Origin of the sequence: Methylobacterium isbiliense (genome assembly GCF_022179325.1) — a bacterium.
GTDB lineage: Bacteria > Pseudomonadota > Alphaproteobacteria > Rhizobiales > Beijerinckiaceae > Methylobacterium > Methylobacterium isbiliense.
Map to the genome: position 1 here is coordinate 185,773 of NZ_BPQQ01000031.1, position 13,253 is coordinate 199,025.

Genomic DNA, 13,253 nt, shown 5'->3' on the forward strand with positions numbered 1-13,253 from the left:
GATGTCGTGGTTTGCCGAGAACGGCCTCCTCGTCGGCCTCGCGCTCCTCGACGGGCTCTCCTACGCCGCCGCCGTGTTCATGGTGGCGGTGGGGCTGAACCTCGTCTTCGGGGTCATGCGGGTGCTCAACGTCGCGCATGGCAGCCTCTATGCCATCGGCGGCTATGCGGCGGCCTCGCTCGGGCTGTTCGTGGCCTCGCTCGGGGCGCCGCCCTGGGCGGGGCTGCCGGTGCTGCTCGCCGCGGCCGTGCTGGTCGGCGCCCTCCTCGGGCCCCTGATCGAGCGGCTGCTGCTGCGGCGGATGCAGGACCAGGAGCCGGTGCTGCAGCTCCTCGTCACCTTCGCGCTGTTCATGATCCTGGAAGACCTGCAGAAGCTCGCCTTCGGCGTGCAGCCGGTGGTGTTCGATGCGCCGCTGAAGTGGCTCGGCACCGTCGACGTCCCCTTCGGCGCCGACGCGATCCCGTTCACCGCCTACCAGCTCTACGTGCTGCCCGGCGTGGCGCTCGCGACGCTGGCGATTCTCGCCGTGGTGCTGCGCTACACGCTCGTCGGCCGCATGGTGGTGGCGGTCACGGTGGACCGGGAGGCCGCCCGCGCGATGGGGATCGACGCCGCGAAGGTGACGCTGCTCACCTTCACGGCGGGGGCAGCGCTCGCGGCGCTGGGCGGCGCGCTCGCGGCCCCGACCGTGTCGCTGGTGCCCGGGGTCGGCGCCTCGACCATCGTGCTCTCCTTCGCGGTGGTGGCGACGGCCGGGCTCGGCCAGATCGAGGGCGCGGCCGTGGCCGCCCTGCTGATCGGGCTCGGGCGCTCCTTCGCGGTCTACGTCGCCCCCGAATTCGAGGTGGTGGTGCCCTACGCCATCATGGTGACGGTTCTGCTGTTCCGGCCCCAGGGCCTGTTCGGCGTCGCGGAGACCCGCCGGATATGAGCCGCCGCGCCGAAACCCTTCTGGCGCTCGCGGGCGCCGCCCTGGTGGTGGGCCTCGCCTACGCGGTGCCCTGGCTGCGCTTCGTGCTAACCATCGCGCTCGCCAAGGGGCTGGCCGTTCTCGGCATCCTGCTCCTCCTGCGTGCCGGGCAGGTGAGCTTCGGGCACGCGCTCTACCTCGCGCTCGCCGCCTACGCGGTGGCGTTCGGCACCGCAGTGGTGCCGGAGGCGCTGCTGCTCGTGCCCGCGGCCGGCCTGCTCGCCGGCCTCGTCGGCCTCGTGATCGGGCTGTTCGTGGTGCGCTACCGCGAGATCTTCTTCGGCATGCTCAACCTCGCGCTGAGCATGGTGTTCTACTCGGTGCTGGAAAAGTTCTACGCGATCACCCACGGGGCGGACGGCATCCGCCTCGGCCCGGTCACCTTCCTCGGCCTACCCCTCGCCGGGGAGACGGCGGAATGGACGGTGCTCGGTCTCGCCCTCGTCCTGGTGCTCGGCTTCGGGGCGCTGGTGCGGGTGGCGCTGGCCTCGCCCTGGGGCGAGGCGCTGGCCGGCATCAAGACCCGCGAGACCCGGCTCGACTTCATGGGCGTCTCGCCCAGGCGCGTGCTCCTGATCGCCTACGTGGCCTCGGCCGTGATGGCCGGCTGCGGGGGGGCGCTGATCGCGCTGACCACGCGCCACGTCACCCCGGCGCTCGCCTACTGGACCACCTCGGGCGAACTCGTCTTCATCGCGATCCTGGGCGGGGCCGGCAGCGTGCTGGGGCCGTTCCTGGGTGCGGCCGCCTACGAGCTCACCCGCGTCTACGCGGCGGCGCTCGTCGCCAATGCGTGGCAGGCGGTGCTGGGCATCGTGCTCCTGTGCGTGATCGTGTTCGCGCCGGGCGGCCTGTGGGGCCTGATCGCCCGCCGAAGGAGAGCCGCATGAGCGTCCTGCTCTCAGCGCGGGACCTGCGCCTCGCCTTCGGCGGGCTCAAGGCCGCCGACGGCATCGACCTCGACGTCGAGGGGGGCGAGTTCCTGGCGATCATCGGCCCGAACGGCGCAGGCAAGACCACCTTCATCAACATGACGACCGGCTACCTGAAGCCGCAGGGCGGCAGCATCCGCTTCGACGGGCAGCCGATCCTCGGTCTTTCGCCCCGGCGGATCGTGGCCTTGGGCATCGCCCGCAGCTTCCAGCTGCCGCAGCTCTTCACCGAGCACACGGTGCTGCAGAACGTGGCCCTGGCGGTCGCCGCCCGCGAGGGGAGGCTGTCGCTCATGGCGCCGCTCCTGCGCCGCGCCTTCCGCGACGAGGCGGCGGAGCTGATCGGGCGGTTCGGCCTCTCGGGCGTCGCAGAGGCGCGCGCCGACGCCCTCAACGAGGGCACGCGCAAGCTCGTCGACATCGCCATGGCGGTGGCGCTGCGCCCGCGCCTGATCATGATGGACGAGCCGACGAGCGGCGTCGCGGCCTCCGAGAAGATGGCCATCGTCGAGACCCTGGTGCGGGTGCTGCGGGGGGCCGGGGTGACGGCGGTGTTCGTGGAGCACGACATGGATGTCGTCGGCCGCTTCGCCGACCGGGTCGCGGTCTGGGGCCAGGGGCGGATCGCCGCGCTGGGGCCGCCGCGCGAGATCCTCAACGACCCCGAGGTGCAGCGCACGGTCATCGGTATCGTGCCGGCGGGAGGCGTCCATGCTCCGGCTTGAGGGGGCGGCGGTCGAGATCGCCGGCGTCACGGTCCTGCGCGGCGTGTCCTTCACGGTTCCGCCGGGGGGCCGCGTGGCGCTGATCGGGCGCAACGGCGCCGGCAAGACCACGACCCTGCGCACCCTGATGGGTCTCCTGCCCCTGCGCGCCGGGCGGGTGGAGCTCGACGGGCAGGACGCCACCCACGTCCCGGCCCATCACCGGGCGCGGCTCGGCATCGGCTACGCGCCCGAGGAGCGCCGGCTCTTCGGCAGCTTCACGGTGCGCGACAACCTGCTGCTGCCGGCCCAGGTGCTGGGCCTCGCCGGCCCGGAGATCGCCCGCCGGCTCGATGCCGTCTACGGCCTGCTGCCCGAACTCAAGGAGTTCGGCCCGCGCAAGGCGGCGGGCCTGTCGGGCGGGCAGGGCAAGATGGTGGCGCTCGGCCGCGCGCTGATGGTCGGCACCCGGGCCGTGCTGCTCGACGAGCCGTTCCAGGGCCTGGCCCCGGCGCTGGCCCTGCGCTACGCCGAGGCGCTGGCGCGGCTGCGCGCCGCGCTGCCCGATGTCGCGATCCTCATCACCGAGAGCAGCCCCGACCTGCTGCGGGCGCTCGTCGACACCACCATCGAGATCGAGCGGGGCGAGGTCTCGGTGGCGTGACCGCGCCGCCGCGGCCCGGCGCGAGGGTGAAGGCGAGATCGCACGAGGCGGCGACGCTGGGGTTGCGGCGGTCGCCGATGAGGCGCGCCAGCGCGGCGATCACTGCCCCCGGGTCGTGCTCACGATCCGGGCCATCCGGGCGGCCGCTCAGGCCGCCCGGACCTGGGCCAGGAAGTGGCCGACTGTGCTCGACAGCGCTTCGGAGCGCGCGGCGATCCCGCTCACCGCCTGCGCCAGCCCCGCCGCCGCGCCGGCCGCCTGCTCGGCATCCCCGTCGACACCCGCGATCGTCGCCGAGACGGTCTGCGTGCCGCCCGCCGCCTGGACCACGTTGCCGGCGATCTCCTGCGTCGCGGCACGCTGCTGGCCCATGGTCGCCGCGATGCTGGCCGTCACCGCCTCCATCTCCTGGACGGTGCCGCGCACCTCCGCGACCGCCTGCAACGCCTCGGACGTAACGGCGTGGATCCGCGTCAGGTGGGCGCGGATGTCGCTCGTCGCCCGCGCGGTCTGACCGGCCAAGGCCTTGACCTCCGTGGCGACCACCGCGAAGCCGCGGCCGGCCTCGCCTGCCCGCGCCGCCTCGATCGTGGCGTTGAGCGCGAGCAGGTTCGTCTGATCGGCGACGGTGGCGATCAACCCGACCACATCGCCGACGTGCTGCACCGCGTTCGCGAGGTCGTCCATGGTGCGGCTGGTGCGCTCGACGTCTCGGGCGGCGCGCTGCATCGTCCCGGTCGACAGCGTGACCTGGGCCGCGATATCGCTGATGGAGGCGGTCAGCTCCTCGGTCGCCGCCGACACCATCTGGACGTTGGCGGAGGTCTCCTCGGCTGCGCCGGCGACCGCTGCCACGCGCGCACGGGTGTGGCCGGCCGCCGCCGAGGCGGTCGCGGCATCCGCCCGCATCCGCGCGGCGGCGCTCGACAGGTCTGCGGCGGCTTGGCCGACCTCGGCTTCGAGACGGTCGGCGAGCGCCAGCATGGCCGCACGCCGCTCGGCTTCCGTCCGCAGACGCGCCGCGAGCTGCTCGGCGGTGAGATCGCGGTTCTCCAGCATCTTGGCGTGGAAGACCCCGAAGGCGAGAGCCATGGCGCCGAGTTCGTCGCGCCGCTTCAGCACCGGCACGGCGACGTCGAGATCGCCCGAGGCGAGCCGCTCCATGGCGCGAGCCATGATGGCGAGGGGCGCCGACAGGCGCTGCCCCACCCAGACGGACAGCAGGCCGGCGCAGATCATCGTCAGGCCGATCGCCCACCACATCGCCTGCGTCGTGCGCAGCCGCGAGGCGGCCATGGCGGCTTGGCTCTCGGCGTGGCGGGCCGCCGCAACCTCTCGCGTCGCCTGAATTCCCTGTTGCAAGCGCGCGAAGATGCTCCCGAGGTCGTCGGCTTCCTCCTTCAACGCATCCGCCCCCGCCATGTAGGCGAGGAAGCTGCGCTCGTAGGCCGTCATCAGCTCCGCCACTTCGGCCTTGACGCCGTCCGGAAGCGGGCTCGCGGCAAGCGCGGGGCGGAAGGCCTCGACACGGGCACGCAACTCCGTCCCGTAGCGCTCATCGCCGCGCAGCATGAAGTCCTTCTCGTGGCGGCGCATCATCAGCATCAGCACGGAGAGACGCGGCTGGTCGAAATCGGAAAGGCGCTTCTCCACCCGGTGCACGGCCTCGCGCAGGCGGCCCTGCAGACCCTGCTTCTCGTCGAAGCCGAGCGTGCGTTGTGCCGCCGCGACGTTCTGGAACCGGGTGGCGTAGAGGTTCAGCCCCGCCCGCAGGGTTTCGGCCTGCCGCAGCGCATCCTCGGCCGGGAGGCTTGCGACGTCCTTCTCCACCTCGGCCAATCGCTCGCCCATCTGGCCGATCAGCGCCTCACGCTCGGCGATCAGTTGCTCGCGCCGCCGCAGCAGGAACTCCGTCTCGATGCGGTGTGCGTCGATCAGGTGCCGGTCGAGGGCACTGACGGCCGCATGCAGCCGCGCCCCGTCGTCGGCAACCTGCTGTAGCGCCGCTTGAGTGCGTGCGCCCTGCGTGTAGATCAGCCCGAGCAGCAGGACTCCGCCGATGCCGAGCGCCGCGATCTGGCCACGCAGCCCGAATCCACGGGCGAACGTCGACGTGCCCAGTCGTTTCGTCATTGCCTAATCCTTGGCGCTCCCAGTGCAAAGATGGCGCTCAAGCATTGCCGAAAGGTGAAGAGACACGCCGTCTTGCACCTGCTCTCCGTTAAGCTGTGACCCTGGGTTGTTCTCGCGCAGTCGAGCCGCCCCGCAGCCGCTCTCGTCTGGCCCGCTCGCAATCGATACGGCGGCCTGTGCCACCGTTCGGTGCACGCGGGTCGAGGGCATGATCGCCCCGGTGACGCACCGTCCGGCCCGGGGCGGCCGGCCGGACATTCCCTGCTGTGGGCCACGAGCGCAGCCACGCTCGCCGTCGGCCGGCACACCGGCAGCATCCGCCAGACCATCCATGCTTGAGGAATGCACCGACCTTGCGTCATGGCGTCACGGAATTTTGCTTACGTACTAAAAGCTTTGCCTATGTGCTCGTAAAAGGTCGTTATCCGTTGTCGCTTACCGTATGTAAACACATGCCTTGCTAAACGGGCACAAGGATGCGGTCGCATCGGAACGGAAGTCATGCTCATGATTTGGCGCTGGTCGTTGCTGTCATCTCTGATTGTGGCTGCGTCGATGGCCGGTCCGAGCGGATATGCCAGCGCGCAGAACCGAACGATAGCGCCCGCGCTACGATCGAATGATCTGGAGGCGCTGCTCTGGCCGGCCGGCGCTCGGCAAGCGGCCGACCATCATGGTGCCGTGCTGACTCCTGCGGCGCTGCGCGGGCGGATCGCGGTCGTGTCGTTCGTGGCGCCCGACTGCTCCATCGTCTGCGTCGTCAGAACCATGGACCTCGACAAGGTCGCCAGAGCGCTGCCGGACAGGCTGCGGCGTCGCGTGGCGTTCCTCGCCGTGTCCCTGTCCGACGCGCCCGTCGAGAACGGGTCGCTGCGCACCTTCGGCGAAGGCGTGGTCGGAGCGGATACGCCGTTGCACTTCGTCGCCACCGACCCGGCCCGGAGCGCCGCCATCGCCGCGATGCTGCGCTACCCGTGGGGCCATCGGCCGGAACCCCCGCCGCAGATCCTCCTGTTCGATCGGCAGGGGGGAATCGCCATGGCGTATGGTGGCGAGCGGCTCGACCAACCGCGGCTCGCGGAAGACATCGCCGTCCTCGACACCTTCGCGCAGGGCCTGGACGCACCGCCGGGCTAAGCATCGTTCGCCGAACCGACGACCGGTTCGGCGGCGAAGATCATGCAAAATCGAGAGTCACTGCAGAAACAACTCACGCCGTTCCGCAGAGGCGGGCTCGCGCACGTCTCCACTCCTCACGAAGACACCGACCGGGGTTCCGATCATGACCGATGTGCACTCCACCGAGCCGCGGCGCCCGTCGCGCCGGCTCGATCTCGCGCTCCTGTCCGCCACCATGCTGGCGACGGGCCTCCTGCATCCGGCCGAAGCCGCGCAGTTCGGGATCGTCGTGACTCAGATCCCCGACCCGCTGCTGTCCGGCCTGACGATCCCCGATACGGCGCCGACCGCCGGCCTGTGGTCGGGCCTGCAGGCTTGGCCGATGAACGCCATCACCCTCGGCCTCCTGCCGAGCGGCAAGATCGTGTCGTTCGGCACGGCGAACGGTGACCCGGGCACGCAGGACGGGCGCACCTTCGACATCTGGGATCCGAGCAGGAGCCTGACGCAGGGCCACACCACTCTCAGGGGCGTGACCGGCGTCAACAGCTTCTGCGCCGCCCAGGCGTTCCGGCCCGACGGGTCGATGCTGATCTCGGGCGGCATCTTCGACAACGGCAAGAACAAGGGCAGCGTCGTCCTCAACCCGACCGCCACCGGGGTCACCGCCACCGCCGCGATGCTCGCCAACGATCGCTACTACTCGACCATGGTGACGCTGCCGAACGGTCAGCAGCTCATCCTGGGCGGCTCCTACCCGTATCTCGGCGGCTTCTTCGATCCCCAGGGCAGCATCGACAGGGGCTACATGACCGGGATGACCCCGGAGGTGTACGACGGCACCCGGTGGAGGAGCCTGCTCGGCGCCAGGAGCCGCGACGCGTTCGGGCCCGACAACAGCCGGTTCTGGTATCCGCGCGCCTGGATCGCCCCGAACGGCAAGGTGTTCGGCATCGCGTCGGACAAGATGTGGTTCCTCGATCCGGCCGGCAAAGGCTCGGTGAGGGTCTCGAACTTCAAGGAGCCGCAGCGCGAGGCCCTTTCCGCCGTCGACGCGCCGAATGTCGGCCCCGTCTCGACCGCGGTGATGTACGACACCGGCAAGATCCTGCAGGTCGGCGGCAACAGCTACGACAACGGCAACGGGTTCCTGTCGAGCAGCCAGGCCACCGTCGTCGACATCACCAGCGGAGCCGCCGTGCTGACCGAGACGGCGCCGATGAGCGTCGGCCGCGCTTGGGCCAACGCGACGGTGCTGCCGACGGGTCAGGTCGTCGTCACCGGCGGCAGCAAGTATAACGACGCGGCCGACGGCGACACCGTGCTGCACGCCGAGACCTGGGTTCCGGCGACCGGCCGCTGGTCGGTCGGCGCCTCGGGCTCGGTCTATCGCGGCTATCATTCGGGCGCGATCCTGATGCAGAACGGCGCCCTGCTGATCGCCGGCGGCGGCGCGCCCGGCCCGGTGCTGAACCAGAACGCCGAGGTCTTCTACCCGCCCTACCTGTTCACGACCCTCAACGGGAAGGCGGCGCTGGCCCCGCGACCGCGGATCGTCAGCCTGAGCACGGCGCAGCTCGCGCACGGCGAGTCGCTGCAGTTCGAGCTGACCTCCCGGAACGGTCTCGCGCAGGTGGTGCTGGTCGGGCTCAGCGCGACCACCCACAGCTTCAACTCGACCCAGCGCCGCTACGTGGCCGGATTCACGCAGAACGGCTCCGCCGTGACGGTCCAGGCGCCGGCCTCGGGCAACCTCGCGCCGCCCGGCTACTATCAGCTCGTCGCCATCGACCAGAAGGGCGTGCCCTCGCCCGGCGTCATCATCGCCCTCGGGGGCGGCTTCGCGGCCCCGAGCCAGGTGGCGGCCCTCGTCGCCGGCGACGCGGGCACCGGTCAGAACGGCGGCCCCGGCGGTTCGACCGGAGGCGGCACCGGCACCGGGCCGGGCGGCGGCACGGGGCCGGGCACGGGCACGGGCGCGGCCGCCGGCACGCCCGTGAGCTTGCAGGCGAGCAACTACACCGGCAGCTACCTCACCGCCGTCAACGGCACCGCGCGCCTCGTCACCCCGGCCAATGCGACCGACAGGCAGCAGGCGACCTTCCGCATGGTGCCCGGTCTCGCCGGCCAGGGCGTCTCGTTCGCCTCCGCCACCAGCGCGAACCAATACTTGCGCAACCAGAACTACCAGATCCTGCAGCAGACCAGCGACGGCGGCGACGTCTTCAAGCGCGGCGCGAGCTTCCTCCAGCGCGCCGCCCTCGCCGGCACCTGCGGCTGCACGACCGGCACCTGCTCGTCCTACGAATCGGTCGACTGGCCCGGCTATTACGTGCGCCACCGGAACTTCAGCTTCTACATCGACAAGCTGGATGGCAGCGACGGCTTCAAGCAGGACGCCTCGTTCTGCGCCGCCCCGCCGCAGGATCCGAGCGTCGCCGGTCCTCCGCTGCTGAAGGCGCTGCATTCCGGACTCTGCCTGTCGATCGCGGCGGGAGACCGGAGCGACGGCGGTGCCGTCACGCAGCGGGCCTGCAACGGCTCCGCGGAGCAGACCTGGCAGAGCACGCCGAGCAACGGCGGCACCGCCTACGTCAACAAGGCCTCCGGCAAGTGCCTCGACATCAGCCTCGCGCAGGGTCCGGCCGGGCCCAGGACGACGGTCTACCAATGGGCCTGCCACGGCGGCACCAATCAGGCCTGGACGGCGAAGGCGCAGTCGGGCGGCAACGCCCTGGTGTCGGTCAACGCGAACCTCTGCCTCGACATCGCAGCCGCTTCCACCCAGGCCGGCGCCCGAACGATCGGGTGGACCTGCCATGGCGGGGGCAACCAGACCTTCCTGTCGCAGTAGGACGCCATCGGCCCGGTCCGGCGGCTCACGGCCGCGCCGGACCGGCCGAGAGCGCCGCCGCGATCGCGGCGCAGGCGGGATGCGGGGCGCCCTCAAGGATGTCCGCCGCGACGGTCTGCTGCCAGACGATGAAGCCGGCACCGCCCAGATTGACGATCCCCGTGCGTCCGCTCCGAGTGCGGTTCTCCTCGACGACGACCGAGATCCGGAAAACCTGCCGCGGCGACGGCTCCGGCCCGGCCGCGCCCGGCAGCGAGCGGATCGCCGCGGGGTTGACCCGCCGCACCAGGGCGGCGAGGTCGAAGCGGCCGCCCTCGTTGTGGATGGTGAGCACCGGACGCAGGCGGGCGGCGATCGCCGGGGTCATCGAGGGCAGCCGGTCGATCTCGTCGACGCTGGCGAACGGCCCGTTGCGCGGCCCCCAGGGCAGGCCGCGGGCCCGGTATTGCGGGTCTTCCGCCCCGCCGTTCGGCTCCGGCGCGTCGTCCGGATCGCGGTAGTCGACGATCTCGGCACCGAGGGCGAGCACGTCTCTGTCCGCGACGCCGAGCAGGCGGAACGCCTCCTCCATCGCCGGCCGCGGCGTGGTGTTGAGGTCGATCAGGGTGCCCTGGTCCTGAAGGGACATGCGCGCCGTACGGCCCGGCGCCAACAGGCAGGCGGTGACGGTGCCGTCCTCCGGCAGGGTGAAGCCGGTCCGGCGGGCGGTCCGCCGGAGGCCGAGATCGTAGGCGAGCAGGCGCGCGATCCCGTCCGCCGCGCCCTGGAGCCGGACGGCATCGGCCCGGGCCTGGACGAGGCTGGAGGCGGAGCGCACCTGGAGGATCGCCGCCGCCAGAACCGAACCGACGACGACGAAGATCGCCAGCACCGACAGCAGCACGAAACCGGCCTCGCCGTTACAGTCGCCGGCGGCCGGACGGTCCGGGGCGCCGGGACCGGTCACGGGCTGCCGTCGAGGGCGATCAGGAGAGGGGGCCATCGGCGGCGGTCCGCGGGGGGAAAGGCGATCTGGATCTCGATCAGGACCGGCGGCCGGTCCGGCCGCGACCACGCCGTGTGCCAGAGCGGCCGTGCGCCCTCCGACGGCGCGCCGAAGTAGCGGATCCCGAGGCCGGCGATCCGCCGAAGGACGACCTCGCTGCGTGCGACCGCCGGCTGTCCGGGCAGCGCCTGCGCCTCGGTGCGCCGCTCCAGCAGGTCGTCGGCGCCGTCCCGGCCGGGAACCCGCGCCAGCGCGACGACAAGTTCCGTCGGCCGTTCCAGGGTCTGGTCGGGGGCGACCACCGCGACGAGGCCGTCGGGGCCGCCCCGCAGGGTCGGCCGGCTGCCGTCGGGACGCCGCTGGGCCAGACTGCCGAGGGTGCGCCGCAGGTGGTCGCGGACCGATTGCAGATCCTCGGCGCCGACGGCGCGCCCGGCCGCCGCGGAGGCGCCGCCGGCGACCCGAACGGCATTGAGCAGCAGGACACCGATCAGTCCCGCCAGGGCGAGGCAGACCAGGGTCTCGACCAGGGTGAAGCCGGCCTGCCGCGCCGCGGCGCCAGATCGCGGCCGGCGGCTGCGACGGCTTGCGATGCCTCGCGTCGGACGAGGGCGCGCGGGCGCGGTCCCGATGCGGGGCCCGGCTTCGCTCGAGCGCCGCGCACGCACGTGTTGCGGTTCCCGGACCTGATCGGGTGACGGCCGCATCACTCGATCCTCCCGGCGATCAGCGTCGCGTAGAGCGGCACGGCCGTGGGGTCGGACCGGGTCACCCGGACCTGCCAGAGCGGCGGCGCGCGACCGAGGCCGAGGCGCGGCCGCAGGTCGACGATGCTGAGCGCCCACGGGCTGCCGTCCGAGAAGGTGCCGTGCACGAGGCCGGGCGCGAGGGGACCGTCGGCGAGGCGGCGCAGGACGACACCCTCCGCCTCGTCGGCGGCGACCCGGGCTGCGTCGAGGCGCCGGACTGCGACCGCCGCGGTGCCGGCGATCTCGAACGCCGTGAGCGTGGCGGCGGCGGCGATGCCGAACGCCACCAGAACCTCGACGGTGGTGAAGCCGGCCTCGCCCCGAGGGGAGGCGGGACGCCGCTCCGTCACGTCCCATCCTCGCGCCGCACCTGACCGGTCAAGGCGCTGACCGCGAGGATCCGGCGCGACCCGCCCGCCGCCAGGATGATCCGGCCTCCGGTGGAGCTGCCGTCGGGCAGGAGCCGGACTTCGCCGTCCACCGGCCGGCCGACCGGGCCGGCCTCGACCGCGACCGCGACGCCGCGCACCTGGATCGGGGCCGCGCCCGGGCGGGAGCTGGTGAAGCGGGCCGCCTGCGGCTCGTAGGCGAGGCGTCCGGCCCGGCCCGTCCGGATCGCCTCGGCGCGCAGGCGGCCGATCTCGGCGGCGACCGTCTCCGAGACCAGGACGGCCCGCCGGTCGAGCGCCCCGGGCCCAAGGGACTGGAACGCGACCGTGGCCGCCATGGCGAGGATCGCCAGCGTCACCAGCATCTCGACGAAGCTGAATCCATCCTGTCCCGGTCCCGCCGCCATCAGCCGGGCGCTCCGAGGAGGAGGGCCGCATGCAGGCCGAGCGCCAGGAAGGGACCGAACGGCAGGGCGGTGGCCCGCTCGATCCGGCGCCCCGCGAGGGCGCCGAGACCGACGAGTGCGAGAGCCGAGAGGCTGGCTCCCAGGATGAGGACCGGCAGGCCCGCGAGGCCGGTCCAGGCAGTGGCGGCGCCCATGAACTTGACGTCGCCGAGCCCCAGGCCGATCCGGCCGCTCAGACGGGCGTGCAGGGCGCGCAGCGCCCAGACCAGCCCGAAGGCGAGACCGGCCTCGGCGAGCCTCGACCCCGCCGCCGGGGCGCCGCCCGCCCCGGCGGCGACGGCCAGACCCAGGACGAGGAGCGCGAGGTTGAGCCCATCCGGGATGATGCGGCGGCGCAGGTCGATCAGGCTCGCCGGCAGCGTGAGCGGGAGCGGGAGCAGGACCGGAAGCACCGTGGTGACGAGGAAGGCGGCGGACATCACGCGCGCCCGACCGGGCCGGCCCCGGACGTCTGCATCGGCGCCAGGGCGAGGATCTGGTCGGGCGGAATCCGCGCGAGAGACACCGGGGTCTGGATCTCGGTGGGCGGCAGGGGTGCCCGCGCGGCCCCGGCGGCCGGGACGAGCCTCGCCTCGCGCAGCCGGGACCACCAATACAGGAAGGCCACGAGGGCGGCCGCCAGGATTCCGGCGAGCCAGGGGCCGAGCAGCCATGCCGCGGCGACGCGGCCGTTCAACTCGCGCATCAGACCGAGGGCGAAGGCGGTGTACCACGACACCCCGGAGACGGCGCCGGAGATCAGCACGATCGCGGACCGCAGGCGCGAGACTTCCACCAGCAACGGCCGGTCGACGTCGCGCAGCACGCTCGACAACATGACGCCGTGCACCACGAGGCCGTTGACGGTCAGCACCAGCACGACCACCACCTTGGCCCAGAGCTTCGGATTATCGAACTTCTCCGGCGAATCGACGGCGTAGACCGCCAGGAAGCCGAGGCCCGAGAGCCACAGCAGCCCGAGGCCGACCGACACCACCTTGCTGACGAACAGGAAGGTGCGGCGGATCTCGACCGGCAGGGCACCCCAGCGCAGCCAGCGCAGGATCCAGAAGTAGAGCATCGTGGCGCCGCCGAGGCCGAAGCAGAGGCCGAGGAGGTGCAGCCCGGTGAGCACGGTCAGAATGCGGATCGGCGGGAACGGCGCCGGCAGCGGAACCACCAGCGGGTCGGCCGCTGCGACGCCGCCGAGGGCCGGGAGGAGACCGAGCGCCACGGCCCCGGCCGCCAGGGCGCGGCGGCCGAAGCCGGCACGTGGTGGGTGTGTGGTCGACCGGTGCATGCGCC

Annotated in this window: 13 protein-coding genes; 6 read left to right on the top strand and 7 right to left on the bottom strand. The window is 72.4% G+C overall.

Features of this window, described 5'->3' with window-relative positions; translation table 11 throughout:
• The first annotated feature begins 1 nt into the window (after window position 1).
• Genes MFF61_RS13785 through MFF61_RS13800 form a run of 4 tightly spaced genes read left to right on the top strand, consistent with a single transcriptional unit; the run spans window position 2 to window position 3,273 of the window.
• Complete coding sequence (locus MFF61_RS13785) at window positions 2–934, top strand: branched-chain amino acid ABC transporter permease (RefSeq protein WP_238235681.1); 933 nt, start codon at window positions 2–4, stop codon at window positions 932–934.
• Window positions 931–1,863: a branched-chain amino acid ABC transporter permease gene (locus tag MFF61_RS13790; protein WP_238235682.1), complete on the top strand. Its 933-nt coding sequence runs from the start codon at window positions 931–933 to the stop codon at window positions 1,861–1,863. The genes MFF61_RS13785 and MFF61_RS13790 overlap by 4 nt, the downstream gene beginning before the upstream one ends.
• Window positions 1,860–2,630 (top strand): ABC transporter ATP-binding protein, encoded by a 771-nt coding sequence (locus MFF61_RS13795; protein WP_238235683.1) that lies wholly within the window; start codon window positions 1,860–1,862, stop codon window positions 2,628–2,630. The genes MFF61_RS13790 and MFF61_RS13795 overlap by 4 nt, the downstream gene beginning before the upstream one ends.
• Complete coding sequence (locus tag MFF61_RS13800; RefSeq protein ID WP_238235684.1) at window positions 2,617–3,273, top strand: ABC transporter ATP-binding protein; 657 nt, start codon at window positions 2,617–2,619, stop codon at window positions 3,271–3,273. Before MFF61_RS13795 ends, MFF61_RS13800 begins: the two co-directional genes overlap by 14 nt.
• A 147-nt stretch (window positions 3,274–3,420) precedes the next feature.
• On the opposite strand, the gene MFF61_RS13805 is transcribed toward MFF61_RS13800, so the two are convergent.
• Window positions 3,421–5,406: a methyl-accepting chemotaxis protein gene (locus tag MFF61_RS13805; RefSeq protein ID WP_238235685.1), complete on the bottom strand. Its 1,986-nt coding sequence runs from the start codon at window positions 5,404–5,406 to the stop codon at window positions 3,421–3,423.
• Between the two features lie 501 nt (window positions 5,407–5,907).
• Here MFF61_RS13805 and MFF61_RS13810 point away from each other — a divergent pair.
• Window positions 5,908–6,543: an SCO family protein gene (locus MFF61_RS13810; protein ID WP_238235686.1), complete on the top strand. Its 636-nt coding sequence runs from the start codon at window positions 5,908–5,910 to the stop codon at window positions 6,541–6,543.
• Between the two features lie 145 nt (window positions 6,544–6,688).
• On the top strand, window positions 6,689–9,379 hold the full coding sequence (locus tag MFF61_RS13815; RefSeq protein ID WP_238235687.1) for an AbfB domain-containing protein: 2,691 nt from the start codon (window positions 6,689–6,691) through the stop codon (window positions 9,377–9,379).
• A 25-nt stretch (window positions 9,380–9,404) separates the two neighbouring features.
• Here the strand turns inward: MFF61_RS13815 and MFF61_RS13820 are convergent, their stop codons facing one another.
• From MFF61_RS13820 to MFF61_RS13845, 6 genes are read right to left on the bottom strand one after another with little or no spacing between them, the layout of a single operon-like run.
• On the bottom strand, window positions 9,405–10,325 hold the full coding sequence (locus MFF61_RS13820) for a type II secretion system minor pseudopilin (protein ID WP_238235688.1): 921 nt from the start codon (window positions 10,323–10,325) through the stop codon (window positions 9,405–9,407).
• Window positions 10,322–11,032: a prepilin-type N-terminal cleavage/methylation domain-containing protein gene (locus MFF61_RS13825; RefSeq protein WP_238235689.1), complete on the bottom strand. Its 711-nt coding sequence runs from the start codon at window positions 11,030–11,032 to the stop codon at window positions 10,322–10,324. Before MFF61_RS13825 ends, MFF61_RS13820 begins: the two co-directional genes overlap by 4 nt.
• 38 nt (window positions 11,033–11,070) lie before the next feature.
• Window positions 11,071–11,463: a type IV pilus modification PilV family protein gene (locus tag MFF61_RS13830; RefSeq protein ID WP_238235690.1), complete on the bottom strand. Its 393-nt coding sequence runs from the start codon at window positions 11,461–11,463 to the stop codon at window positions 11,071–11,073.
• On the bottom strand, window positions 11,460–11,909 hold the full coding sequence (locus tag MFF61_RS13835; protein WP_238235691.1) for a prepilin-type N-terminal cleavage/methylation domain-containing protein: 450 nt from the start codon (window positions 11,907–11,909) through the stop codon (window positions 11,460–11,462). Before MFF61_RS13835 ends, MFF61_RS13830 begins: the two co-directional genes overlap by 4 nt.
• Window positions 11,909–12,388 carry a prepilin peptidase gene (locus MFF61_RS13840; RefSeq protein ID WP_238235692.1) on the bottom strand — a complete coding sequence of 160 codons (480 nt, stop codon included), beginning with the start codon at window positions 12,386–12,388 and terminating at the stop codon, window positions 11,909–11,911. The genes MFF61_RS13835 and MFF61_RS13840 overlap by 1 nt, the downstream gene beginning before the upstream one ends.
• Window positions 12,388–13,248 (bottom strand): hypothetical protein, encoded by an 861-nt coding sequence (locus MFF61_RS13845; protein WP_238235693.1) that lies wholly within the window; start codon window positions 13,246–13,248, stop codon window positions 12,388–12,390. Before MFF61_RS13845 ends, MFF61_RS13840 begins: the two co-directional genes overlap by 1 nt.
• Between the last annotated feature and the right edge of the window lie 5 nt (window positions 13,249–13,253).